Source organism: Allocellulophaga tsushimaensis, from assembly GCF_055383085.1.
Genome location: NZ_AP039451.1, coordinates 1,412,259 through 1,438,394, shown reverse-complemented (window position 1 = coordinate 1,438,394; position 26,136 = coordinate 1,412,259). Strand labels below are relative to the sequence as shown.

18 protein-coding genes are annotated in these 26,136 nt (G+C 32.9%); 14 read left to right on the top strand and 4 right to left on the bottom strand.

Going from position 1 to position 26,136, the window contains the following annotated elements:
* Positions 1 to 290: 290 nt before the first annotated feature.
* The 10 genes from ACZ451_RS06245 (at position 291) to ACZ451_RS06200 (ending at position 17,664) form a co-directional block, all read left to right on the top strand.
* Positions 291 to 7,475 carry a BspA family leucine-rich repeat surface protein gene (locus tag ACZ451_RS06245; protein WP_464216249.1) on the top strand — a complete coding sequence of 2,395 codons (7,185 nt, stop codon included), beginning with the start codon at positions 291 to 293 and terminating at the stop codon, positions 7,473 to 7,475.
* A gap of 2 nt (positions 7,476 to 7,477) precedes the next feature.
* Positions 7,478 to 8,398, top strand: a complete 921-nt coding sequence (locus ACZ451_RS06240; RefSeq protein WP_464216248.1) for a PorP/SprF family type IX secretion system membrane protein — start codon at positions 7,478 to 7,480, stop codon at positions 8,396 to 8,398.
* Between the two features lie 137 nt (positions 8,399 to 8,535).
* Positions 8,536 to 9,852: a cytochrome ubiquinol oxidase subunit I gene (locus tag ACZ451_RS06235; protein ID WP_464216246.1), complete on the top strand. Its 1,317-nt coding sequence runs from the start codon at positions 8,536 to 8,538 to the stop codon at positions 9,850 to 9,852.
* A complete protein-coding gene (locus ACZ451_RS06230) occupies positions 9,849 to 10,877 on the top strand; it encodes a cytochrome d ubiquinol oxidase subunit II (RefSeq protein ID WP_464216245.1) in 1,029 nt (342 codons plus the stop codon). Before ACZ451_RS06235 ends, ACZ451_RS06230 begins: the two co-directional genes overlap by 4 nt.
* A 163-nt stretch (positions 10,878 to 11,040) precedes the next feature.
* Positions 11,041 to 11,724 (top strand): succinate dehydrogenase cytochrome b subunit, encoded by a 684-nt coding sequence (locus tag ACZ451_RS06225; RefSeq protein WP_464216244.1) that lies wholly within the window; start codon positions 11,041 to 11,043, stop codon positions 11,722 to 11,724.
* Between the two features lie 21 nt (positions 11,725 to 11,745).
* Positions 11,746 to 13,743, top strand: a complete 1,998-nt coding sequence (locus ACZ451_RS06220) for a fumarate reductase/succinate dehydrogenase flavoprotein subunit (RefSeq protein WP_464216243.1) — start codon at positions 11,746 to 11,748, stop codon at positions 13,741 to 13,743.
* Between the two features lie 33 nt (positions 13,744 to 13,776).
* Positions 13,777 to 14,139 (top strand): four helix bundle protein, encoded by a 363-nt coding sequence (locus tag ACZ451_RS06215; protein WP_464216242.1) that lies wholly within the window; start codon positions 13,777 to 13,779, stop codon positions 14,137 to 14,139.
* A 41-nt stretch (positions 14,140 to 14,180) separates the two neighbouring features.
* Positions 14,181 to 14,927, top strand: a complete 747-nt coding sequence (locus ACZ451_RS06210) for a succinate dehydrogenase/fumarate reductase iron-sulfur subunit (RefSeq protein ID WP_464216241.1) — start codon at positions 14,181 to 14,183, stop codon at positions 14,925 to 14,927.
* Positions 14,928 to 15,074: 147 nt separating this feature from the next.
* The gene (locus ACZ451_RS06205; RefSeq protein ID WP_464216240.1) at positions 15,075 to 16,211 is read left to right on the top strand and encodes a helix-turn-helix domain-containing protein; all 1,137 of its coding nucleotides are present in this window, start codon (positions 15,075 to 15,077) and stop codon (positions 16,209 to 16,211) included.
* A gap of 70 nt (positions 16,212 to 16,281) precedes the next feature.
* Positions 16,282 to 17,664 carry a serine hydrolase domain-containing protein gene (locus ACZ451_RS06200; protein ID WP_464216239.1) on the top strand — a complete coding sequence of 461 codons (1,383 nt, stop codon included), beginning with the start codon at positions 16,282 to 16,284 and terminating at the stop codon, positions 17,662 to 17,664.
* 77 nt (positions 17,665 to 17,741) lie between these two features.
* Here ACZ451_RS06200 and ACZ451_RS06195 read toward each other — a convergent pair whose 3' ends face one another.
* Positions 17,742 to 20,366, bottom strand: a complete 2,625-nt coding sequence (locus ACZ451_RS06195) for an OmpA family protein (protein ID WP_464216238.1) — start codon at positions 20,364 to 20,366, stop codon at positions 17,742 to 17,744.
* A 351-nt stretch (positions 20,367 to 20,717) separates the two neighbouring features.
* Complete coding sequence (locus ACZ451_RS06190; protein ID WP_464216237.1) at positions 20,718 to 20,912, bottom strand: twin-arginine translocase TatA/TatE family subunit; 195 nt, start codon at positions 20,910 to 20,912, stop codon at positions 20,718 to 20,720.
* Positions 20,913 to 21,214: 302 nt separating this feature from the next.
* Here ACZ451_RS06190 and purD point away from each other — a divergent pair, with 302 nt between their 5' ends.
* Positions 21,215 to 22,486, top strand: a complete 1,272-nt coding sequence (gene purD / locus ACZ451_RS06185; protein ID WP_464216236.1) for a phosphoribosylamine--glycine ligase — start codon at positions 21,215 to 21,217, stop codon at positions 22,484 to 22,486.
* A gap of 42 nt (positions 22,487 to 22,528) precedes the next feature.
* On the opposite strand, the gene ACZ451_RS06180 is transcribed toward purD, so the two are convergent.
* Positions 22,529 to 22,756 carry a DUF6341 family protein gene (locus ACZ451_RS06180; protein WP_464216235.1) on the bottom strand — a complete coding sequence of 76 codons (228 nt, stop codon included), beginning with the start codon at positions 22,754 to 22,756 and terminating at the stop codon, positions 22,529 to 22,531.
* Positions 22,757 to 22,888: 132 nt separating this feature from the next.
* Here ACZ451_RS06180 and ACZ451_RS06175 point away from each other — a divergent pair, with 132 nt between their 5' ends.
* Genes ACZ451_RS06175 through ACZ451_RS06165 form a run of 3 tightly spaced genes read left to right on the top strand, consistent with a single transcriptional unit; the run spans position 22,889 to position 25,502 of the window.
* Positions 22,889 to 23,821 carry a DUF6427 family protein gene (locus ACZ451_RS06175; protein WP_464216234.1) on the top strand — a complete coding sequence of 311 codons (933 nt, stop codon included), beginning with the start codon at positions 22,889 to 22,891 and terminating at the stop codon, positions 23,819 to 23,821.
* Positions 23,822 to 23,853: 32 nt separating this feature from the next.
* Positions 23,854 to 24,456 (top strand): DUF4254 domain-containing protein, encoded by a 603-nt coding sequence (locus tag ACZ451_RS06170; RefSeq protein ID WP_464216233.1) that lies wholly within the window; start codon positions 23,854 to 23,856, stop codon positions 24,454 to 24,456.
* Between the two features lie 8 nt (positions 24,457 to 24,464).
* Positions 24,465 to 25,502: a glycosyltransferase family 9 protein gene (locus ACZ451_RS06165; protein WP_464216232.1), complete on the top strand. Its 1,038-nt coding sequence runs from the start codon at positions 24,465 to 24,467 to the stop codon at positions 25,500 to 25,502.
* Here ACZ451_RS06165 and ACZ451_RS06160 read toward each other — a convergent pair.
* Positions 25,495 to 26,097: a TetR/AcrR family transcriptional regulator gene (locus ACZ451_RS06160; RefSeq protein WP_464216231.1), complete on the bottom strand. Its 603-nt coding sequence runs from the start codon at positions 26,095 to 26,097 to the stop codon at positions 25,495 to 25,497. The two genes, ACZ451_RS06165 and ACZ451_RS06160, sit on opposite strands and share 8 nt — an antisense overlap.
* Positions 26,098 to 26,136 lie beyond the last annotated feature (39 nt).

The following is a 26,136-nucleotide window of genomic DNA, read 5'->3' as shown; positions in this document are numbered from 1 at the left end:
TTTTTGTTCTTCTAAAATATAAAAGTGTCCCAATTGTCCTAGTGGTACCTTTTGTATACTCAAACGCTAAATCTTTGCGTTACACTAAAAACAAATTAATCTAAAAAGAAAAAATTACCTTCTTGTGTTGAAATACAAAATCAATCAAATTGTAGCTTAAAACCTTTTCACGGTTTACAGGGTATCATTTAACCACTGCTATACAATAGTTTTACAACAAAAAATTGGAAGATAGGTAAGTAATGAAATAGCTTTCCAAATCAAGTAGAAAAAACCCCAAACAATACGTAATGGTAAAAAAACTTCACCTTTTAGCCACCTTTTTATTTTTTGCAAATATTTATGGCCAAAGCTTCATCTCTAGATGGGATACCGAGCAAACAGGCACTTCCCCCAACAACGGAATACAAATTCCTACCAACCCTGCATTTACTACTTATGATTACACTGTAGACTGGGGAGATGGCACTGTGGAAACAAATATAACAGGAAATGCTAACCACATATATGCAAATCCTGGAATCTATACTATAGAAATTACAGGAAATTTCCCAGCTATTTATTTTAATAATAGAGGTGACAGAAGAAAAATCATAGAAATTTTAAATTGGGGTAGTATTGAATGGGAGACTATGGAAGATGCCTTTCACGGTTGTGAAAATTTAAATTTTGATGCAATAGATTCTCCAGATCTTTCCAGAGTTACTTCCTTAAAAAATATGTTTAGAAGGGCAACGCTTTTTAATGGCATTATTAATAATTGGGATGTAAGTACTATAACAGATATTTCAGGGCTTTTTGCGAGTTGTGTAACTTTTAATAGACCATTGGACAGGTGGAATACTGCAAACGTTACAGATATGTCTTTCACTTTTTTTCAAGCATTAGAGTTTAATGAACCGCTAGACAATTGGAATACAGCTGCTGTTACAAGCTTGGAAGATACATTTAATAGGGCTACCAAATTTAATCAAAATATAAATAATTGGAATGTAAGCATTGTCACTAATATGGCTGGCACTTTTAGGGGTACGAGTGCATTTAATCAACCTTTGAACAATTGGTCTGTAAATAATGTTGAAAACATGTTCAATATGTTTTCATCAAGTGCATTTGATATGCCTATTGCGAATTGGAATGTAAGCAATGTAACTAATATGTCAAGGATGTTTTTTGAGGCTCAATTTAATCAACCTATTGAAGCCTGGGATGTATCTAGTGTTACTGATATGAGTCAAATGTTTTCTGGAGCTTCAATTTTTAACCAGCCTTTGAATGGATGGAATGTGATTAGCGTAACAGATATGAGTGGAATGTTTGATGCTGCGTCTTCTGGGACACAATTTAATCAACCTATAAATGCATGGAATGTATCAAATGTTACGAATATGGGCTTTATGTTTCGGCGCTCTAGATTTAATCAACCACTAGATAATTGGGTAGTAAGTAAGGTTACTTTCATGGCTGGTATGTTTGACAGAGCAACAGCATTTAACCAGGATATAGATAGTTGGAACGTTGAAAATGTGACCAATATGAGCTCAATGTTCTCAGGAAGCGCATTTAATATGCCTATAGGTAGTTGGAATGTTGCAAATGTTACCGATATGAGTTTTATGTTCTTTAGAACATCATTTAACCAACCTTTAGACACATGGATGGTTACTTCATTGGAGAATACAGATGGTATGTTCGCAGATAATACCGTATTTAACCAACCTCTAAATAGTTGGGCAGTGAATAACATGACTGTAATGAAAAACATGTTTTTTAATGCTTCTGCATTTAATCAGCCTCTTGATAACTGGAATACAGATTTAGTAAGCAATATGGAAGGTATGTTTAACGGGGCTTCAGTATTTAATCAAAGTTTGGCAAATTGGAGTATCGGTGAAGTGACCAATATGACCAACATGCTTAATAATACATCTATATCATTGGAAAATTACGATGCCTCTTTAATTTCATGGGCAGCACAAACAGTGCAAGCCAATGTTAATCTAGGTGCAAATGGACTTACCTATTGTGAGGGTCGCGAAGAAAGACAACAACTTGAAGATAATAGTGGTTGGACATTTACGGGAGATAGCGTTAATTGTAGTTTTGTACTTTGTACATCCTTCATATCACCACAAGATGGTGACACCAATGTACCTGCTAACTTTGATTTAAGATGGAATGCAGCTCCAAACGCAACTGGATATAATGTAAGTGTAAGTTATGTTCGTGGAGGTGTTACCACTGTTTTATTAGATAATTCACCTGAAGGTAATGTAGTTGGTATTGATTTTACCACCGATTTTCTCCCTGGAGATATTGTAACAGCACTAGTAGTGCCCACTAAGGACGATAATCCTGCAATGGATTGTGAAGGTGAAGAAATTACTTTTACTGTTGTTGAAAGTTGGAAAGATAGCCCCAACGCCTTTAAAATAACAATCGATACTAATGCAGCTGGCTTTGGTTATTCCAATATAAATCAGTTTCGCCTTTTTGCTAGATCAGGGTATACTTATAATTACGCTATAGACTGGGGCGATAACCAATTTGATAACAATGTAGATGAAACCATTACACATACCTATCTAAACCCAGGTATATACACCATTTCAATTATTGGTGATTACCCCTCACATTTTTACCCAAATTCATCATCATCGGATAACAATAAATTATTAACCATAGACCAATGGGGAACCATTCCATGGGAAACTTTTGAGAGTGCATTTTTCGGTTGTAGAGGTTTTACAGGTTATAATGCCACAGATACTCCAGACCTCTCCAGAGTAACTGATATGTCCAGAATGTTCGAATCTTCTAACTTTAATGGCAACATCAATAATTGGGTTGTAAGCAATGTAGAAAACATGGCGCGAACCTTTATTGGAATGTCTGAGTTTAACCAACCACTAAATGATTGGGATGTAAGTAATGTAACGACCATGTCTGATATGTTCTTGGGCACTACAAAATTTAATCAACCGTTAAACCAATGGAATGTAAGTAAAGTAGAGACAATGAACAGAATGTTCGATGGTTTTAATAGAGATATGGCTTTTAATCAAAATTTGAACGATTGGGATGTTTCATCGGTTACAAATATGACTTCAATGTTCAGTAAATGTGTAGATTTTAATCAACCCTTGAATAATTGGGTAACATCATCTGTTACCACAATGTTTGAAATGTTTGATGAAGCACATTCATTTAACCAAGATATTTCCAATTGGGATGTTTCATCCGTTACAAATATGGTGTCTATGTTTAGAGAGGCAAATGATTTTAACCAGCGCTTAAATCGTTGGACCGTTACAAATGTTGAAGATATGAGTGCTATGTTTCAGAATGCTAACAGTTTCAATCGGCCTTTAAATAGCTGGAACACTATAAATGTGAAAGATATGATTTTCATGTTCGATGGTGCTACAAACTTTGATGGTAATATTAGTAATTGGGATGTAGACAATGTCACCAATATGCGGGCTATGTTCAGGAATGCATCAGCATTTAACCAAGACATAGATTCGTGGAATGTAACCAATGTTATTGACATGAGTTCTATGTTTGAATCGGCTGAACTATTTAACTCTCCATTGAATGGTTGGAATGTAAACTCCGTAGTAAATATGGCTTCCATGTTTAATGGTGCTATTGCATTTAATCAACCACTAAGTACATGGAATGTAAGTGCTGTTGCAAATATGACTTCAATGTTTCAAAACGCAACACTTTTTAACCAAGATATTCAAAATTGGGATGTTAGTTCCGTAACGCTTATAAATTCTATGTTTGAGGACGCACCAGCATTTGCAAGTGATATGGAGAATTGGCAGGTAGGCTCTGTTACGACAATGCAAAATATGTTCAAAAATGCAATAGCATTTAATAGTCCGTTAAATTGGGATACCGGAGAAGTTTTAAACATGCAAGAAATGTTTAGTGGAGCAACATCATTCAATCAAAATATTGATAGTTGGAACGTTTCTTTTGTAACAACCATGCAAGAAATGTTTAAGGATGCCACCCAATTCAACCAATCTTTAGATTCTTGGAACGTAGCTTCCGTAAACACTATGCTAGCAATGTTTCAAGGCGCATCGGTATTTGATGGTGCCATAGGAAGTTGGAATGTAAGAGCAGTAACCACTATGCAAGATATGTTCAATGGTGCTACTGTATTTAATCAAGAAATATCTAATTGGAGAGTATCTGCAGTACAAAACATGGACAATATGTTCCTAAATGCATCAAACTACAATCAAAATATGGATGGCTGGATTTTAGGAAGCACTACCATGCGTAATTTTTTAAGAGATGCTTCTATGTTCAATCAATCTCTAGAAGAATGGGATGTAAGCGGTATTACTGATATGAGTAATATGCTTGATAATACAGCTATTGAGCGTATAAATTATGATAACACACTAATTGCCTGGTCAGAACAGACCTTAACTTCTGGAATCACTTTTGGTGCTTTAACATTACCCTATTGTGAAGCAGAAGAAGAAAGGCAAGCTATTGTAGATACTTTTGGGTGGAATTTTGAAGGTGATGTTAGAGATTGCCCTATTCCTGAATGTACTGAATTAATTGCTCCAGCAGATGGTGCAATGGATATACCCTTAAATACCAATTTAACTTGGGAACCCGTTCTTTATGCAACAGCATATGATTTAACCATAACATTAATACCAAGTGGGACTATTATTACTGAAGCTGGGTTAAATGATACTTTTTATGAATTTGCCCCAAATGAATTGGTTGGCTCAACGAGTGTATCAGTAACCATCATACCAAAAAATGATACTGGAAGTCCAACGAGTTGCCCTCCTGAAACATTTACACTTTCTTCAACAGCAAGTATCCCAGAATGTACACGTCTCATAAGTCCCATGGGTACTGAAGATGTTCCTGTTGATACCGATATCTCTTGGGAACCTGTATCTAATGCAGACAATTACCACATTGCTGTAGGAACAGCTACAAACAGAACACTTTTTGAAGATAGAATGGTAAGCGAAACGTTTATTACCCCTAGAACAGATTTTCCTGAAAATACAGAAATTTTTGTTACGATTACAGCTACTAATGAAGAAGGTAGCTCTAGATGTGTTTTTAGGTTTACTACAGAAATTATACCCACACCTCCATCATGTACAGAATTAATAAACCTTACTAATATACCTGCTGATTCCGGTATTAGTTGGAATCTTGTTGATAATGCTACAGGATATTTAGTTACTATTGGAAGTACTTCAGGAGGAATTGATATTGCTAATAATGCAGTTGTTGAAAATGGAAATTTCTTCCCTTTTTCTGAAGCTTTAAATGAAGTAAGAGAAGATAGAAACTATTTTGTTACAATTACACCATATAATGGTGAAGGAGATGCTATTAACTGTATGGAACAGACTATAAGAACTTCCGGTGCTCCATTAACCCCTCCAGATTGTACTACGCTAACCAGTCCTTCTGGTGTGAACGTGCCTTTAAATACAACAAGGTTAGAATGGAATGCTGCTGCCAATGCAACAAGTTATAACGTAATCATTTCGGGAACTACTAATAATGACGGAACTTTTACAACCACTAATACCTTCTATGAAGTGATGAATCCATTCGTTAATGGTGAAACTGTTACCGTAACCATTCAACCTCTTAATGGAACAACACCGCCTAATGCTCCTTGTAACGCTATAAGCTTTACGATTGAAGAGGCGGCTACAACAACGCCTCCAGATTGTACTACGCTAACCAGTCCTTCTGGTATGAACGTGCCTTTAAATACAACAAGGTTAGAATGGAATGCTGCTGCCAATGCAACAAGTTATAACGTAATCATTTCGGGAACTACTAATAATGACGGAACTTTTACAACCACTAATACCTTCTATGAAGTGATGAATCCATTCGTTAATGGTGAAACTGTTACCGTAACCATTCAACCTCTTAATGGAACAACACCGCCTAATGCTCCTTGTAACGCTATAAGCTTTACGATTGAAGAGGCGGCTACAACAACGCCTCCAGATTGTACTACGCTAACCAGTCCTTCTGGTATGAACGTGCCTTTAAATACAACAAGGTTAGAATGGAATGCTGCTGCCAATGCAACAAGTTATAACGTAACCATATCTGGAACTACTAATAATGACGGAACTTTTACAACCACTAATACCTTTTATGAGGTGATGAATCCTTTCATTAATGGTGAAACTGTTACCGTAACCATTCAACCTCTTAATGGAACAACACCGCCTAATGCTCCTTGTAACGCTATAAGCTTTACGATTGAAGAGGCGGCTACAACAACGCCTCCAGATTGTACTACGCTAACCAGTCCTTCTGGTATGAACGTGCCTTTAAATACAACAAGGTTAGAATGGAATGCTGCTGCCAATGCAACAAGTTATAACGTAACCATTTCGGGAACAACCAATAATGACGGAACTTTTACAACCACTAATACCTTTTATGAGGTGATGAATCCTTTCATTAATGGTGAAACTGTTACCGTAACCATTCAACCCCTTAACGGAACAACACCGCCTAATGCTCCTTGTAACGCTATAAGCTTTACTATTAAAGAGGCGGCTACAACAACGCCTCCAGATTGTACTACGCTAACCAGTCCTTCTGGTATAAACGTGCCTTTAAATACAACAAGGTTAGAATGGAATGCTGCTGCCAATGCAACAAGTTATAACGTAACCATTTCGGGAACTACTAATAATGACGGAACTTTTACAACCACTAATACCTTCTATGAGGTGATGAATCCATTCGTTAATGGTGAAACTGTTACCGTAACCATTCAACCTCTTAATGGAACAACACCGCCTAATGCTCCTTGTAACGCTATAAGCTTTACTATTGAAGAGGCGGCTACAACAACGCCTCCAGATTGTACTACGCTAACAAGTCCTTCTGGTATAAACGTGCCTTTAAATACAACAAGGTTAGAATGGAATGCTGCTACCAATGCAACAAGTTATAACGTAACCATTTCGGGAACTACTAATAATGACGGAACTTTTACAACCACTAATACCTTCTATGAGGTGATGAATCCATTCGTTAATGGTGAAACTGTTACCGTAACCATTCAACCTCTTAATGGAACAACACCGCCTAATGCTCCTTGTAATGATGTAAGTTTTACTATTGAAGAGGCTGAAACTATTGTATCTAAAAATGGATTATCACCAAATGGTGATGGTATTAATGATTATTGGAACATAAACGGCATTGAAAACTATCCTAATAATACTGTAATGATTTTTAATCGATGGGGAGATATGGTCTTTACAACAGAAGGGTACGATAATGTTTCCAATGTATTTAGAGGAGAAGCCAATCAGTTAAATAATTTAGGCGCTAAACAATTACCTGACGGAACTTACTTTTTTCAGCTCATTTTACCAGAAAACCACAACCTAAATGCCACTCAAGGCTACCTTGTTTTAAAAAGATAACTATGACCAAGCTAAAACACCTACTATTCTTATTTTTTTGTTGGTCTACTTTTTCTATCGTAGCACAACAGACACCGAGTTTTACGGAATATAATTACAATCCTTTTATCATTAACGCGGCTTATACTGGCGTATCTGATGCTACAGAAGCTACATTGAGCAATATTGGTTTTGGAAATCAAAATTTTGATGGTGCACCTCAAAGTTTTGTATTCTCCTTAAATACCCCATTACGCAATGAAAAAATGGGTCTTGGCGGGGGTATTATTAGTGATCAAATTGGAGTTACCTCAGCTACACAAGTTTTTGGAACCTATTCCTATCGAATTTTTCTGAACGATAATTCTTATCCCTATTGGAAAATATACAAACGCTCTTTTGTTTCGTTTGGATTAAGTGCTGGAGCTTTATTATACAACCAAGATTTATTACGATTAGGTATTGAAAACGATCCTAATTTTGCAGAAAATGTAAATGCTACACTCCCAAGTGTTGGAGCTGGAGTATTATTTGGTTTCGGCAATTTTTTCGCAGGGCTTTCTGCTCCTAATCTTTTAGGAGATTCTTTTGCAAATCAAAATAATTTAACTATTTCGCAACCTGTATATGGCTACACAGGATATCATTTTATTTTAAATAAATACCAACCCGATTATATTTTAAAACCAAGTATGCTGGTTAAATACGAGCAAGGGGCTCCACTACAAATAGATACTAATCTTTCGTTAAGCATCAAAAACAGTATAGAAATAGGTGCAGGATTCCGAACCAGTGCTTCTTTAAATGCCTTTGCTGGTTTTTATATTCTAAAAAACTTTAGAGCCTTATACAGTTATACCAGTGGCAACGCAAATTCTCCTTTAGGTACTACCCATGGCATTATTTTAAGTTATAGAGGAGGTAATGGTTTTGTTATTGAGTAATTTAAAATAATCAATAATAAAATTAGAATTTACCAAATTCTACAATAGAAAATCTACCATAAAGTTCTACTTATAATTTGAGTAAAAAAAGACTCCATATCGTATCTTTGTAAAAGACAATTTCTAAAGCAAAACCTATGGAAAATTTAGATGCCGCGAGACTTCAAATGGCCTTTACATTAATCTTTCATATTGTTTTTGCTTGCATTGGTATGGTGATGCCTTTTTTTATGATTGTATCCCATAAAAAATGGTTAAAAACCAGAGATCCTATCTATTTAACACTTACCAAATCTTGGCAAAAAGGAGTTGCAATTTTTTTTGTTACAGGAGCTGTTTCTGGAACTGCTTTATCTTTTGAATTAGGCTTACTTTGGCCAGAATTTATGAAACATGCGGGTCCTATTATTGGGATGCCTTTTTCTTTAGAAGGAGCTGCCTTTTTTGTAGAAGCCATAGCCTTAGGATTTTATCTCTATGGTTGGAATAAAATACCAGAAAAATTTCATTGGTTTACCGGGATTATTGTTGGAATATCTGGAGTGTCATCCGGTATTTTAGTAGTGGCTGCTAATGGTTGGATGAATGCCCCTACTGGATTTGATTATATAAATGGTGAATTTCTAAATATAGATCCTATACAAGCTTTACTAAACCCTGCATGGTTTACACAGGCATTACATATGACTTTAGCAGCATTTACCGCTGTTGGTTTTGCTGTAGCTGGAATCCATGCGTACCAAATCTATAAAAAACGGAATAATCTGGAACTGCATAAAAAAGCATTTAAAATAGCACTTACTTTTGGTGCTATCGCTGCTATTTTACAACCTATTAGTGGCGATATTTCTGCCAAAGATATTGCGGAACGACAACCCGCAAAACTTGCTGCTATGGAAGCACATTATGAAACAGCTAAAGGAGTTCCGCTTTATATCGGTGGTATTGTAAATGAAGAAACACAAGAAGTTAACTATAAAATAGAAATCCCAAAAGCACTATCTTTTTTAGCCTTTGGAGATTTTGATGCAGAAGTAAAGGGTTTAAATGATTTTCCAGAAAGTGAACGACCTAAAGTAGCTATTGTTCACTATGCTTTTCAAACTATGGTAGGTATAGGTGCCTTATTAGTATTATGTGCAATTTTATTTTTTATCGCCTTATTTAAAAAACGTTCTTGGTTTAATCATCTAAGATTTTGGCTTCTTTTTGCACTACTAACACCTATGGGCTTTATTGCCTTAGAAGCAGGTTGGATTGTTACTGAAGTGGGTAGGCAACCCTGGATTATTCATAATATTATGAAGACCAAAGATGCGGTTACTCCTGTTCCAGGAATTATATACAGTCTCTATATGTACATTGCTGTTTATGCTACACTTACGGTTGCTGTTACTTGGCTCATGAAAAGGCAATTAAAAGCATTAAATAACCCTGAAAATCTATCAGTATGATATTCGTTGTATTATTTTTTCTAGGATTCTCGCTGTTATTTTATGTATTGCTAGCAGGTGCCGATTTTGGTGCAGGTATGGTAGAATTGTTTTCTTCTAAAAAAAACCAAACGATTACAAAAAAGACTGTTTATAGGGTTATGGGGCCAGTTTGGGAAGCCAATCATATTTGGATTATTATTTTAATCGTGATTTTATGGATAGGCTTTCCAAAGTTTTATAACGTATTAATGATCTCATTACACATTCCGCTTACTTTAATGCTTTTAGGGATAACTTTAAGAGGAGTAGCTTTTGTGTTTAGACATTATGATGCCTACAAAGATAAATCGCAACTACTATACAACTGGCTTTTTAAAATTTCAAGTTTGCTGACTCCTGTTTTTATAGGAATGACTTTTGGCGCACTTTTAAGTGGTAAAATTATTGTGAATGATGTTGCAAAACATGCTTTTCCTGACTTATATATTTTCCCTTGGTTAAATATTTTTTCAATACTTATTGGTATATTTTTTGCATTACTATGTGCTTTTTTAGCTGCTGTTTTACTCATTGGAGAAGCTGATGAATTTACAAAAAAAACATATATAAAAAGAGCGAGTAATTTTATTTTAGCACTGGTGATAACTGGTTTTATAGTACTTCTTTATGGATACTTTAAAAAAATACCATTTGTTATTTTTTTTGTTTCAAATGCATATGCTATCAGTGCAGTAATAGTATCAGGCATTTTACTTTTTCCACTTTGGCTCTGTATCAAAAAGGGGAGAAGAATTTGGAGCAGATTCTTAGCAGGTTTTCAGGTATTGTTGATTTTAACTGCCGCTTTTATGCCTATTTTTCCAGATATACTCTTTACAAAAGAAGGGAGTTTAAGCCTAATGGATGGTGTAGCTCCTGATAGTGTCATAAATACATTAGGTATTTCACTTATCATTGGAGGCCTTATTATTCTACCGGGACTTTTTCATTTATTAAAATCATTTAAGATGATTAAAATTTTAGATAAATTCCCAAAACCGTGAAAAAAATATTAATTTTTTGTTGAGTTTAACTTCCTTTAAACGTCTCATATTTTAAAATAGATTAAACACAATACAACCATTATGCATAATTAGTATAAATACAATACTAAACTTGTTAATAACTTCGTTGTGACTTAACTTTGTGTAACAAAATTTTTAAGAAATGAGCGGAATTTTAAATTCTTCAATTGGTAGAAAGTTTGCAATGGCCTTATCAGCACTCTTTCTAATGTTTTTTATCCTACAGCATTTTTCAATCAATATCCTATCTGTTTTCAGTCCAGATGTTTTTAATGAAGTTTCTCATTTTATGGGGACCAATCCCCTTGTGCAATTTGCATTGCAACCCATATTAATTTTTGGAGTTGTTTTTCATTTTATAATGGGTTTTGTCTTAGAAATAAAAAACCACAATGCAAGAAAAGTGAGTTACGCTAAAAATAATGGTGCTGCAAACTCTACTTGGATGAGTAGAAACATGATTTATAGTGGTGGTTTTATTTTAGTATTTCTTGTGATACATTTTATTGATTTCTGGATCCCGGAATTAAACGTAAAATACGTTGCAGGCGATACTTCTGGTTTAATAGATCCTAGCAATGCTGCCAGTGGTTTTAGATATTATGAAGAGCTTGTTCATAAATTTGAGCCAATTTGGAGAGTAGCACTATATTGTTTAGGTTTCATCTTTTTAGCGTTACACCTTCTACATGGTTTCGATTCTGCTTTTCAATCTATTGGAGCAAATAATAAATACACTAAAGCAATTAAAGGAGCAGGAAAAGCATATGCTATTCTAATTCCATTAGGATTTATTGCTATTGCTTTAATCCATCACTTTAAATAACGTACACTAAAACATTTTCACATGGCTTTAGATTCTAAAATACCTCAAGGACCACTAGCAGATAAGTGGACAAATCATAAAAATAAAATTAATTTAGTAAACCCTGCTAATAAGCGTCTTATTGATGTTATTGTTGTAGGTACTGGTTTAGCAGGCGGTTCTGCTGCTGCTACCTTAGCTGAATTAGGATACAATGTAAAAGCATTCTGTTTTCAAGATTCTCCAAGACGTGCGCATTCAATTGCCGCACAGGGAGGAATTAATGCTGCAAAAAATTATCAAGGCGATGGTGATTCTACATATCGTCTGTTTTACGATACCGTAAAAGGTGGTGATTACCGCTCTCGTGAAGCCAATGTATATCGATTGGCAGAAGTATCTACTAATATTATTGACCAGTGTGTTGCACAAGGAGTTCCTTTTGCAAGAGATTATGGTGGTTTACTAGACAATCGTTCTTTCGGTGGCGTATTAGTATCGCGTACCTTCTATGCGAAAGGGCAAACGGGGCAACAATTACTTTTAGGCGCTTATTCTGCTATGAACCGACAAATTGGTCGTGGTAAAATAAAAATGTACAACCGTCATGAAATGCTAGACGTTGTAAAAGTAGATGGGAAAGCTAGAGGTATTATTACCCGTAATTTAGTAACAGGAGAAATAGAACGGCATTCTGCACACGCAGTAGTATTAGGAACTGGTGGTTACGGAAATGTATTTTTCCTATCTACAAATGCCATGGGTAGTAATGTTACTGCTGGTTGGAAAGCACACAAACGAGGTGCTTATTTTGCAAACCCTTGTTACACACAAATTCACCCAACTTGTATTCCTGTTTCAGGAGACCATCAGTCTAAATTAACATTGATGTCTGAGTCTTTACGTAACGACGGACGTATCTGGGTACCAAAACATCAAAAAGATGTAGAGGCTATTAGAAATAAAACCTTAAAACCAACACAGTTATCAGAAGAAGAGCGCGATTATTATTTAGAGCGTCGTTACCCTGCTTTCGGTAATCTTGTTCCTCGTGATGTTGCCTCCAGAGCTGCAAAAGAACGTTGTGATGCTGGTTTTGGAGTTAATGCAACTGGTGAGGCTGTTTATTTAGATTTTGCATCAGCTATTCAACGTTACGGAAAAGAACAAGCACAAATAAAACACTTAGATCAGAATGATGCTGCACTAGTTAAAAAACTAGGACAAGAAGTCGTAAAAAATAAGTATGGTAACTTATTTCAAATGTACGAGAAGATTGTAGATGAGAATCCGTATGAAACGCCGATGATGATCTACCCTGCTGTGCATTACACTATGGGTGGTGTTTGGGTTGATTATAATTTACAAACTACAATTCCAGGCTTATACTGTATTGGTGAGGCTAATTTTTCTGATCATGGCGCTAACCGTTTAGGAGCTTCTGCCTTAATGCAAGGTTTAGCAGATGGCTATTTTGTATTACCTTATACTATTGGTGATTATTTAGCTGATGATATCCGTACTGGACCAATTTCTACAGAAACGCCTGAGTTTGAAGAAGCGGAAAACAAAGTAAAATCTGAAATAGAACATTTAATTAACAATAATGGTTCTAAACCAGTAGATTATTTCCACAAACGCTTAGGTAAAATTATGTGGAATAAATGTGGAATGGCTAGAAATGAAAAAGAGCTTAAAGAAGCTATTGAAGAAATTGCTGCGCTTAGAGCAGAATTTTGGAAAGAAGTTCGGGTACCTGGAAGCGCAAATGAGTTTAATGAAGAACTTGCTAAAGCTGGGAGAGTAGCAGACTTCCTAGAATTAGGAGAATTATTTGCCAAAGATGCTTTGGTAAGAGAAGAATCTGCAGGAGGGCATTTTAGAGATGAATACCAGACTCCAGAAGGGGAAGCGATGCGTAAAAAAGAATTTCAATTTGTTTCTGCATGGGAATATAAAGGAGAACCTAAAGATGCAGTGCTACACAAAGAAGATTTAGTTTACGAAAATATAGAAGTAAAAGAAAGAAGTTATAAATAATAATAGAAGTTAGCGAAAAGTGATAAGGAAAGAGTGAGTAACATAAAATCATACAAAGAGTTGATAGTTTGGCAAAAGTCCATGAAACTAGTAACTAAAGTTTATGATGTAACAAAGTCTTTCCCCGATGATGAACGATTTGGTTTAACAAGTCAAATGAGAAGATGTTCGATTTCAATACCTTCAAACATAGCTGAAGGATGGGGACGATTATCTAGAAAAAATTATATTCAATTCTTAAGAATCTCTAGAGGTTCTTTATTTGAATTAGAAACACAAATTTTAATTACAAAACAGTTAAAGTATATAAATGATAGCGAATCAATAGAAAACTTAATTATTGAAATTAGTAAAATGCTAAATTCTTTGATAAGTAAGCTTGAAGAGAAGACTTAAAACTTTTCGCTTTTCGCTCACCACTAAAAACTAAAATAGTTATGAATTTAACACTAAAAATATGGCGTCAAAAAGGCGCTAACGACAAAGGAAAAATAGTTGATTATCCTATCAGCAATATCTCACCAGATATGTCTTTCCTAGAAATGTTAGATGTTTTAAATAATGAATTAATTACTAAAGGCGAAGAGCCTGTAGCATTTGATCATGACTGCCGTGAAGGTATTTGTGGTTCTTGTTCATTATACATAAATGGAGAAGCCCATGGACCAGACAGAGGGGTTACTACATGCCAATTGCATATGCGTATGTTTAAAGATGGTGATACCATACATATTGAGCCATTTAGAGCAAATGCATTCCCTGTTATAAAAGATTTAGTAGTAGACAGAAGTGCTTTTGACCGTGTGCAACATGCAGGTGGGTTTATTTCTGTAAATACATCTGGAAATACGATTGATGCCAATGCAATACCGGTAAACAAACATGATGCAGATACTGCGTTTGATGCGGCAACTTGTATTGGTTGTGGTGCTTGTGTAGCCAGTTGCAAAAACTCTAGTGCTATGCTATTTGTATCTGCTAAAGTATCGCAATTTGCTTTATTACCCCAAGGGCAAGTTGAGGCAACTGACCGTGTATTAAACATGGTAAAACAAATGGATGAAGAAGGTTTTGGAAATTGCACCAATACTGGAGCTTGCGAAGTAGAATGTCCTAAAGGAATTTCTTTAGAAAATATTGCACGTATGAATAGAGAGTTCTTATCCGCTTCTCTAAAAGGGTAAAACCTTAAAATAGTGCAAACCATATTAAAAAGATCTTCTTAAACGAAGGTCTTTTTTTATGAGGAATCATATACTATGCCGTTTATTTAATTATGGTATGTTCTTTGCTGATTAGATTTTCATTATAAAAACGAAATACTTTTAACATTGACATTCAATTCTTTTTTAAATACGCTTATTCTCCTTGGTGCCATTCAGGGTATTATTACATCAGTACTTCTTTATAGGATAAAGGATAACAATGTGGCCAATAAAATTTTAGCCATACTAATAGGAATTATTGCAATAGATTGTTTTAATATTTTCTTACTTGAAGCTATTGATGGACCAGAAAACTCAACCCTATATAACATTTGTAGAACCATTATTCCATTGGGTATTTATATGCCAGTTGGTCCTTTACTTTATTTTTATATAAGAGCACTATTAGAAGAAGATTTTAGAATAAATCAGAAAAAGAAAATTCATTTTAGTACTGTATTACTAGATTTTGCACCTTATCTATTAGGTTTAATTATTGTATTAGCCCTTTATTCTGGAATAAAAGCACCATTAAATAGTAGCGAAAGTAATTTTTGGGGTGGTTTAATTGATACGTATCAGAAATACATGGATATTCCTAGATGGATTGCTATGGCAATTTATACTTGGATCTCACATAAGTATCTAACTCAAAAAAAGAAAATTAAAAACGAAAAAGTAATGCAATGGGCTAGGACTTTTCATTTTGGATTTCTTCTAATTTTAATGGTATGGTTTATTTATTTAGTACTTTATATTCTTCCCTTTTCGTCAAATTTTTTGGTAGCTCATTTTGGTTTTTATCCTATTTATATCCCTTTAGTTATCTTAATTTATTGGTTAGGAATTAATGCACTGATGATTCGGTATAAGTCTTATGTTGCATCAAAATCTGCAATAACACTTGATTCAGAAGTCGTTCATAACTGTATTGCTCTACTTAAAAAAACAATGACAAAAGAGCAACTGTACTTAAACCCTACACTTAAATTAAATACTTTGGCTGAACACATACAAATTCCGCAAAAGACCATCTCTGCAGTATTAAATCAGCATTTAAACAAAAGTTTTAATGAATTTTTAAACTATTACAGGGTAGAAGAAGTAAAACAGCGATTAGCCAATCCAAAATATAATTATTTAACTATTACGGGAATAGCATTTGATTCTGGTTTTAATTCACAAGCTACATTTCAGAGAGCCTTTATGTATTTTGAGAAGACTACTCCAAAACAGTTTAGAAAAGACCAAAAAGTAGATTAAATACGTCTCAAATATAGATTTGAATAGATTGAAGTACTTCTATTCCTTTGATTTGGGAAAAACAAAAAAAATGAAAAACGTATATTATTTCAGTATTGCATTTTTAATTACAATTATAGCTGCTAACGGACAGCTTAGTAAAGAAACCATTCAACAAATTGATCATTATTTAAATCAAGAGTTTAAACCTGATGAACCTGGAGTTATCATCAGAATTAACCAAAATGATCAGAAAATATATGAGAAAGCGATTGGTTTAGCAAATATTGAAAAAGGGGCGCCACTACAAACAGCTATGGTTTTCCCTATAGCTTCTATGAGTAAACAATTTACAGCAATCGCTATTCTGCAATTGTATGAACAAAGAAAATTAGCACTTACAGACGAAATTCAAAAATACATTCCTTCCTTTCCAAGGAAAGAGAATCCTATTACTATTCACCATTTACTTTCTATGTCATCCGGAATACCAGAATATTTTGATGTAGAAGATCATGAAACGTACCTAATAACAAAAGAATACAAGCAACAAGAAATATTGCATTTATTTGAGGACAGCCCTCTTCTTTTTAAACCCGAAAATAAGTGGAGCTATAGTAACTCTAATTACTTTCTATTAGGAATGATCATTGAGAAAGTTTCTGGCTTAACGTATGGAGAATACCTAGAAGAGCATTTTTTTAAACCTTTACAAATGACTGATTCTTATTATTGGTTTACACCCGAAATTTCAAAAAATAGATTGGCTACAGGTTATAGACAAAAGAAAGGAGCTTATAGCCCTACTTTTCCTAATCATAAAATACATAGCTCTACAGTCTTTTCTGCAGGAGGGATACTCTCTACAATGGAAGATTTAAATAAATGGAATACAGGGCTACAAAACAATACTGTATTAAAAAAGAAAACACTAAAAAAAGCATATACAAGTTATAAACTTCTAAATAATGATCTAAACCCATATAGTTATGGTTTTTTTATTGAAGACTTTTATGGAAATAAGGTAATCCGCCATGGTGGAGACTTATTTGGTGTTGCAACAAATGGGCTGTTTTACCCTAAGCAAAATACCTATATAAGCATATACGCCAATTCTGAGTTTAAAGACACTAAAACGATAGTGTATGATCTGCTTCACTTCGTTACAGAAAAACCTTTGCCCTATAAAACAATAAAATTAAAACCAGAAACTTTAAAAAAGTATATTGGGACATATACATTTGCAACTAAACCAACTCGCATATTAAAATTAACATTAAATAATGAGCTACTTTATGCTTCAATAAGTGATCATCATCCTGATGTAGTCTTGAAACTAGATGCTATAGATGAGTTTCATTTTGTTCATAAAGCCTCTAAAGCGCTTTTTAAATTTATATTAAATGCTAACAATAAAGTAATTAAAATAGAAGTAGATCAGGATGGAATTTATTATTGGAACAAAATAGATTAAAGATAGTTTATATACTTTACAAGCATCTAAATAAAAAGATCTGTAAACCAGATCTTTTATTTTTCTTTAAAATTGTTTTACATGTTTACAATAATAAACTCTGAACGTCTGTTCTGAGCGTGCTGTTCTCTAGTACAACTGGTACAGTCATTAAATAATTTTTCTTCTCCATATCCTATAGCACTCTCTATTCTAGCTGCATCTATTCCTTTAGATATGATATAGTCTCTTGAGGCTTTAGCACGTTTATCAGATAAGTATTTGTTATATGCTTTTGGTCCTCTAGTATCTGTATGCGATTCTATTTTGATAACCATTTCTGAGTTTGCTTTCATTGCTGCAACAAGCTTATCTAATTCTACAGAAGCATCTTTACGAATAAAAGATTTATCGAAATTAAAGTAAATTGGTTCAGTTTTAAATTTTGTAATACCTTCTTCTATTACAATATTTTCTTTTGCTATGTTTACATCTTTTTGAGCTACTTCTGTGTTTTCAAAGACAACAACAGTACCTTGTTTTGTTTCAACTTCTTTCAATTTAATTTTACGCTCGTCTAATGAGTTGACTAGCGCTTTTGGAACGTTAATACTTACACTATCGTTTAAAGCAATCGTAACTGCTTTTTCTTCATCATAATAAACGTTTTCTTTGGTTATGGTAACATCTTTTTGAGCTACTCCTAACTCTTCAAAAACAATAACATTACCTTGTTCCGTTTCAATTTCTTTCAACTTAATTTTATTCTCATCAAGCAAGGTTGCTAATGGCTTTGGAACATCAACACTTACGGTATCGTTTAAAGCAATGGTAACTGCTTTTTCTTCGTCGTAGTAAATATTTTCTTTCAACTTAATCTTATCAATTACTAAGTCAGGGATAGAATCGTTTGTAATTAATTCAGTAATTTTTTCTGAAATAGCATCTATTGTAGCTACTTTTTCTGGTATTATGCGTTCAAATGAATAAATGTCATCATCTCCTTTCCCTCCTTTTCTATTCGAAGCAAAATAACCTTTTTGGTTTTCTTCGTTTATAATGTATGAAAAGTCATCTTTTTTGCTATTGATAGGCTTTCCTACATTTTTTGCTTTTTCAAAACCTTCTTCACTAATCGTAGATTCATATACGTCTAAGCCACCTAAACCAACATGTCCGTCTGATGAAAAGTATAATTTCTTATCTGTTACAAAAGGAAACATTTCTTTTCGTTTTGTATTTACTTCTGGTCCTAAATTGCGAGGTTTAGAAAAACGACCATTTTCTAGTACATCAACAACATAAATATCTGTCATACCAATGCTTCCAGGCATATCAGAAACAAAATATAATAATTTACCATCTTTACTTAAAGCTGGATGCCCTGTAGAATATTCATCACTATTAAAAGTAACTTCTGTCGCTGCAGACCACTCATCGTCTACCTTTACAGATTTGTATATTTTTAAATGATTAATTCCGTTTTTTGCTCTTCTTAACTTTTTACCATAATTATTTCTTGTAAAATACATGGTTTTATGATCAGGAGAGAAGGTAGCCGAAGCTTCATGGTATTTAGTGTTTACTTTTTTAGAGAATTTAATGGCTTTTTTTAGATCTCTAGATTCTTCGTTTACTTTGGCTACATATAAATCTAAATAGGGTTGATTGTTCCATTTATAGCGTCTTGTATTTAAAAAAGAAGAATCTTTTGCAGAGGTAAAAACAATCTTATCCTCATCAAGGAACATAGGAGAAAAATCTGAATATTCAGAATTTACACTTAAATTTTCTACACTATATTGTGCTTCTGCATTTATAATATTATCTAAAGTTTGTTCTTTTCTCAATAAAGGTTTAGTAGCTACAGCAACATTTTCATCTACACCATTATACAAACGCATTAATCTTTTTGCTTTGTCATAATTACCTGTACCCTTTAATGCGTGTGCATATCTAAAGACATTATCAGAGGACACTTCGTTATTGTAGTCATTATATAAAATTTCATACCATTTTAAAGCTTGTGCCATATTTGAATTGAAATAATGAGCATCAGCTGCTTTTTTAATTGTTTCGTATGAATAGTTATTCTTATCCTTTAAAATTTCTTCATATAAATCTGCAGACTCCGTATACCATAATTTATTAAAATATTGATCTGCTTTAGTTATGAGTTTTTTTGTTTTAACCGCTGTATTTTTTTTATTAGTTGCTACACTCTTAAGGATGTCAGATGAAACTTTTTTAATTACAATTTCTTTATTAGGCATATCATTACCTTCTACTTTAAGAATCCAAAAGTCTTCAGATATTTTATATAAACCTCTTTGGTACGATTTTACAACATCATTTAAATTATCATGATGACTCACATATACATAATTTAATGCATCATCTTCTTTATATATAGAACCTGCATTAAAACCTTTTCTTTTTAATTTCTTTACTTCTCTTAATGCATTTTTCTTTTTTGAAAAACTAGAGGTAATCACATAATATCCGTTTGCAATTTTTCCTTTAGAATAGGTAGAAGAGTTATCTCTTGTTGATCTACTATTTTGACGTGGTAGTTGAAGAAGAGATGAAATATGATTGGTATTATTACTAATACTACTAGCAATACTAAAGTCAGGAATACTATTTTTAGTTTCCTGAGCAGCTAAGCTAAAAGACATTAACAACACAATTGTTGCTATTATTTTTGATAAGATTGTATTCATTTTTCTATACTATTAACAGTATAATATTGAAATAGTTTCACAACATTTAATTGATAACCAACCATTTCGTTAACAAATTTAACATTTAAGCTTAGTTTAGTTCATTATTTGTTGTGAACTTCTTGTTTTATGTCGTGAAATGCTGTTTTTGTATTGATTTTACTGTACGTGATCGATAAAAAACACTAATTTTTTTGACAAAATAACAATGTAAAACTAATTATTAGTTAACATATGTATCAAATTAAACAGTTGAAGTTATCTTTAACTCGATTAAAAGTATTTATACAAACCAAAAGCACCCTTTTATAAGTTAAAAGGGTGCTTTTGGTTTGTATTACAAAGAAAAAATTACTTTTTCTCTTCTATTTTATCATTTACATCTTCTTCATCTTTAGATGCGTCTTTAAATTCTTTAATTCCGCTCCCAAGACCTCTCATTAATTCAGGAATTTTTTTTCCTCCAAAAAGAAGTAAAATAGCCACAACTATTAAAACTATCGAAGCGGGTCCAGGAATTGCTAATATGATATCTGAAAAAACCATGATGATTATATTTTAATACAAAGTTAATGAATTAAAGTAATATCTAATTTTAAATCTAATTTTTTTAAAGTATCCAACCCAACCACATACTTTGTTTCCGTAAAAAGCAGTCATATTTAGCAATTTGTTATATGCAAAGCATAAAAGTTATACTATTTATAGGACTTAAAATGTTACTTATATAGGTTTTAGCAAAGTTAATGTTACATAACAGTATAAAAAACATCTAATCTGTAAGAATTGCATATTATTCTTAGCCATTTTCCGCATCAAAACGTATTTTTGATCAAATTTTTTAGAAAATGAACATCCTAATTCTTGGAGCAGGCGGTAGAGAACATACACTTGCTTGGAAATTAAAGCAAAGCCCAAAACTTACACAACTATTTGTTGCACCCGGAAACGCTGGTACAGCTGCAATCGCAAAAAATATACCAATTGGTGTAAATGATTTTCGGGCAATTAAAACAACTGTTTTAGCTGAAAAAATAGATATGGTAGTGGTTGGTCCGGAGGATCCTTTGGTAAATGGAGTTCATGATTTTTTCTTGAATGATACAGCAATCAAGCACATTCCAGTAATAGGGCCACAAAAAGCAGCAGCAACATTAGAAGGCAGTAAAGATTTTGCTAAAGAATTTATGATACGTCATAAAATTCCAACAGCAGCTTATCAAAGTTTTACTGCTGAAACACTAGAAAAAGGATATGCTTTTTTGGAAACACTTAATCCACCGTATGTTCTTAAGGCCGATGGCCTAGCAGCTGGTAAAGGAGTTTTAATATTACAAAACTTAGAAGAAGCTAAAAACGAATTAAAAGACATGCTCGTTTCGGCGAAATTTGGAAATGCCAGTACTACTGTGGTCATAGAAGAATTTCTTGATGGTATAGAATTAAGTGTTTTTGTACTAACTGATGGTAAAAATTATAAAGTATTACCTACTGCAAAAGATTATAAGCGTATTGGTGAAGGAGATACTGGGCTTAACACGGGTGGTATGGGTGCAATTTCACCAGTTCCTTTTGCAGATGATGAATTTATGAGCAAAATACACAGCAGAATTGTTTTGCCCACTGTAGAAGGACTTAAAAAAGATAACTTACCCTATAAAGGTTTTATTTTCATAGGACTTATAAAAGTAGCTAACGATCCAAAAGTAATTGAATATAACGTACGTTTAGGAGATCCTGAAACAGAAGTAGTAGTTCCTAGAATAAAAAATGATCTGGTTGAAGTATTCCAAGCTGTAGCTAACCAAACTCTTGATGAGATAGATTTAGTCTTAGACCAACGTACCGCAACTACGGTAATGACTGTTTCTGGTGGCTATCCTGAAGCCTATGATAAAGGAAAAGAAATTACTGGTTTTAATGCTATTGATAATGCTGTAGTTTTCCAAGCAGGAACAACTTTAAAAGATGGAAAAACCGTTACGAATGGTGGTAGGGTATTAGCCGTTACCGCTTTTGGAAAGAATTACCAAGAAGCATTAAAAAAATCTTATCAAAATGTAGAAAAACTCCATTTTGATAAGATGTATTATAGAACCGATCTCGGTTTTGATTTATAAAACCTTAACTTTTTCTCTCCTTTGGAGGGATTAAGGGAGGATTTACAAGTAAGAATGTGCAGTAACGTCTTTACTTTCCTCTCCACTATCGTTATATTTCTTTAACTGGCCCATCCAATAGATAAAAGCAACACTTCCTATTAACATAAAAAACCAGTTGATCCCATTTGCCATAAACCAGTTTGTTAATTCTAGTTCTCTAAGTTTGTCTAATGGAAGAAAAAATCCATTTACAAATAAATCTTCTATCGCTCTAAAAAATGATTCCATCTTTAAAATATATTTCTTGCAAAAATATAAAAAGCTAAGAAACTATATAAATTTTTATGATTGGAATTTTTATAGTTTATTTTTGAGGATGAAGAAAAACTTTGATCCCTATAAAAAAAGTATTTATTTCAGATGATTTCAACCACTTTTGGAAAAACAAAGCCGTCTAATTATGTAATTATACTTACTGTACTGTTTGTATTTTATGGTTGTATTAGTATTTTTCTATTTAAAGAATCTTATTCATTAGAAAATATATTTTCGCATTCACTAACTGTAGCTGTACTTTTATTTAGCGTTATGATCATTGATTTTATTGTGAAACGCAATAAAATTACAAGTACGCATACCTATGCCGTGTTGTTTTTTTCTATCTTAATTATTTTTTTTCCAGAAATATTGGCCGATAAAAACAGTATTTTTTGCACTTTCTTTATCCTATTGGCAATTAGAAGGCTACTTAGTGTAAAATCGCTCTTAAAAATAAAAGCAAAAATTTTTGATGCATCCTTATGGATACTTGTTTCAAGTCTTTTTTATGATTGGTCACTATTATTTTTACTATTAGTATTTATTACAATTTATTTATACGAGCCCAAAAACATTAGAAATTGGTTTGTCCCTTTTATAAGTGTAGTAGTTTTTAGTAGTATTAGTTTAAGTGTACTTGCCTTAACAGATTATTTTATTTTTATTGAAAAACATTACACCTTTACATTAGATTTTACAGTAGCCTATTTTTTTAACTGGCAAAATAGTACCCTTCCTATAATTTACTTTTTTATTACAAGTATTACAATATTCATTACGCTTATTAAGGTAGGTGCATCTGGTTTGGGTAGAATTATTAACATGAGGTTATTAGCGATAACATACGTTATTGGCATTATAATTACTTTATTAAATTCATCAACAAATATTAGCGCAATTCTATTGACCTTTTTCCCTGCAGCAGTATGTATTTCTAATTATATTGAAACCATTAAAAAACCTAAAAATAAAGAAGTCTTATTTATTGTATCTATTATTCTTCCCCTTATCCTTCTTATCTTTAAATTTTACTAAATAAAGTATCTTTGCCTTAAATTTTTATAGTTATGTTCAGCGAACTTGCCCTTACCATTTTTGAAAAAAGTATAGCTACTTATCATATCAAAGACGATGTATACCAATCGTTTTTAAATCCATATCCTAAAAACGATATTGAACATTTATTATACCGAAAAAATTGGATAGATACAGTACAATGGCATTATGAAGATATTATTAGGGATCCAAATATTAATCCTGAAGATGCATTAATTCTTAAGCGAAAAATTGATGCTAGCAACCAAGACAGAACAGACTTAGTTGAATATATTGATAGTTACTTTTTAAATAAATACCAATCGGTAGAAATAAAAGATAACGCAACGATAAATACAGAAAGTCCAGCCTGGGCTATAGATCGTTTGTCTATATTAGCATTAAAGTTATACCATATGCAAGAAGAGGTAAACCGTTCTGATGCAAGTACTAAGCATATTGAAAAATGCAAAGAAAAATTACAAATATTGCTAGAACAAAAAAAAGATTTGTCTTCTGCTATAAATCAGTTAATTACAGATATTGAGAATGGTACAAAATACATGAAAGTCTATAAACAGATGAAAATGTACAATGATGATGAATTAAATCCTATCCTTAGAGTAAAGAAATAAAACTATTTATGTCATCAAAAAAACATCTGCTGATAATACGTTTATCTGCCATGGGCGATGTTGCGATGACGATACCTGTACTCAGTGCATTAACAAAACAATATCCAGAATTAAAAATTACTGTTTTAACAAGAGCTTTTTTTAGTCCTATGTTTTCTCAGTTTCCAAATGTGCACGTTTTTGAAGCTGATGTAAAAGGAAAACATAAGGGCATATTTGGTTTATGGAGACTTTACAAAGAACTCAATTGTTTACCTATTGATGCAATTGCCGATTTACACAATGTTTTACGCAGTAACATTCTAAAATATTTCTTTACATTAAGTGGCATAAAAACAATACAAATTGATAAAGGCAGAACTGAAAAAAAGGCTTTAACTGCTAAAAAAAATAAAAATTTTAAGGCTTTAACTACTACTCATGAACGATATGTTGATGTATTTAAAAAACTAGATTTTCCTATTACGCTAGAAAATACGCCACTTTTAGTAAAACAAGCACTAAACAAACCTACACAACAAATTATAGGAGATACCAGTAAAATATGGATTGGTATTGCACCTTTTGCAGCATTTAAAGGTAAAATGTACCCCTTAGTATTAATGAAAGAAGTAATTCATTTATTAGAAAGTACCGATAAGTATAAAATATTGTTATTTGGAGGCGGTTCTGTAGAGCAAGCACAATTAGCAAAACTAGAAAATACCTATGAAAGTTGTATTAATTTGGCAGGGAAACTATCTTTTAAAGAAGAATTAGCTATCATTTCTAATTTAGATATCATGTTAGCTATGGATAGTGGCAATGCACATTTAGCAGCTATGTATGCCATACCAACAGTAACCCTATGGGGTGTAACGCATCCATATGCAGGTTTTTATCCTTTTCAACAGGAAGAAAATGTGCTTTTAGCAAATAGAACGCAATTCCCCTTAATCCCTACCTCCATTTATGGAAATAAATTTCCAGAAGGCTATGATAAAGCCATAACTACTATTCTTCCAGAAACTGTATTTCATAAAATAGAAGAAGTAGTATCTAAATAGAAATTGCTTTAAAATAACGCCGTAATTGTTGCATGTATTTATAGCGTAAATTTCTACTATTTCCTTCTACCATTAAATTTCTAATACCAATATAAGAAGAGATAATATAGGTAGCTATCGATTCACTATCAGCATGGCGATCTAAATATCCATCAGATTTTCCTTTTTGTAATGCTGTAATTAAACTCACCTCCCACATTTTAAGAATGTCAGTGAGGTAAACCATAATTTCATCATTTCTCTTACTAAACTCACTCATAAAATTAGATAGCACAAAGCCAAAATCTAACTCGTTATGTTCGGCTGTCTCAAGAGATTCCTCAATAGTATTAGCAATAATGTTTAAAGGGTCTTCTTTACGTTCTACAGGTTCTACTAGCATACTGTATACTTTAGGAACTATAAATTGCTGTATAATGCTAATAAAAAATTCTTCTTTAGTTTTAAAATGATAATAAAAAGCACCTTTAGATAAGGATAATTCTTTTAAAATATCGTCAACACTAGTATTATAGTACCCTTTTTGGTAAAATAATTCTAAACCTGTGGTTTGCAGGCGTTGCATGGTTGCCATGCGTTTTAAGTTCTTTTCCATTAGTTTGAATAGTATTTATTAAAAAACCGACTGCTTAGT

Bases quoted from the DNA above. Each gene is read 5' to 3' on its own strand.
- ACZ451_RS06220 (WP_464216243.1), top strand. From the start codon at position 11,746: ATGGCTTTAGATTCTAAAATACCTCAAGGACCACTAGCAGATAAGTGG.
- ACZ451_RS06240 (WP_464216248.1), top strand. From the start codon at position 7,478: ATGACCAAGCTAAAACACCTACTATTCTTATTTTTTTGTTGGTCTACT.
- purD (WP_464216236.1), top strand. From the start codon at position 21,215: ATGAACATCCTAATTCTTGGAGCAGGCGGTAGAGAACATACACTTGCT.
- ACZ451_RS06180 (WP_464216235.1), bottom strand. From the start codon at position 22,756: ATGGAATCATTTTTTAGAGCGATAGAAGATTTATTTGTAAATGGATTT.
- ACZ451_RS06160 (WP_464216231.1), bottom strand. From the start codon at position 26,097: ATGGAAAAGAACTTAAAACGCATGGCAACCATGCAACGCCTGCAAACC.
- ACZ451_RS06230 (WP_464216245.1), top strand. From the start codon at position 9,849: ATGATATTCGTTGTATTATTTTTTCTAGGATTCTCGCTGTTATTTTAT.
- ACZ451_RS06165 (WP_464216232.1), top strand. From the start codon at position 24,465: ATGTCATCAAAAAAACATCTGCTGATAATACGTTTATCTGCCATGGGC.
- ACZ451_RS06195 (WP_464216238.1), bottom strand. From the start codon at position 20,366: ATGAATACAATCTTATCAAAAATAATAGCAACAATTGTGTTGTTAATG.
- ACZ451_RS06175 (WP_464216234.1), top strand. From the start codon at position 22,889: ATGATTTCAACCACTTTTGGAAAAACAAAGCCGTCTAATTATGTAATT.
- ACZ451_RS06200 (WP_464216239.1), top strand. From the start codon at position 16,282: ATGAAAAACGTATATTATTTCAGTATTGCATTTTTAATTACAATTATA.
- ACZ451_RS06190 (WP_464216237.1), bottom strand. From the start codon at position 20,912: ATGGTTTTTTCAGATATCATATTAGCAATTCCTGGACCCGCTTCGATA.
- ACZ451_RS06210 (WP_464216241.1), top strand. From the start codon at position 14,181: ATGAATTTAACACTAAAAATATGGCGTCAAAAAGGCGCTAACGACAAA.
- ACZ451_RS06245 (WP_464216249.1), top strand. From the start codon at position 291: ATGGTAAAAAAACTTCACCTTTTAGCCACCTTTTTATTTTTTGCAAAT.
- ACZ451_RS06225 (WP_464216244.1), top strand. From the start codon at position 11,041: ATGAGCGGAATTTTAAATTCTTCAATTGGTAGAAAGTTTGCAATGGCC.
- ACZ451_RS06235 (WP_464216246.1), top strand. From the start codon at position 8,536: ATGGAAAATTTAGATGCCGCGAGACTTCAAATGGCCTTTACATTAATC.
- ACZ451_RS06170 (WP_464216233.1), top strand. From the start codon at position 23,854: ATGTTCAGCGAACTTGCCCTTACCATTTTTGAAAAAAGTATAGCTACT.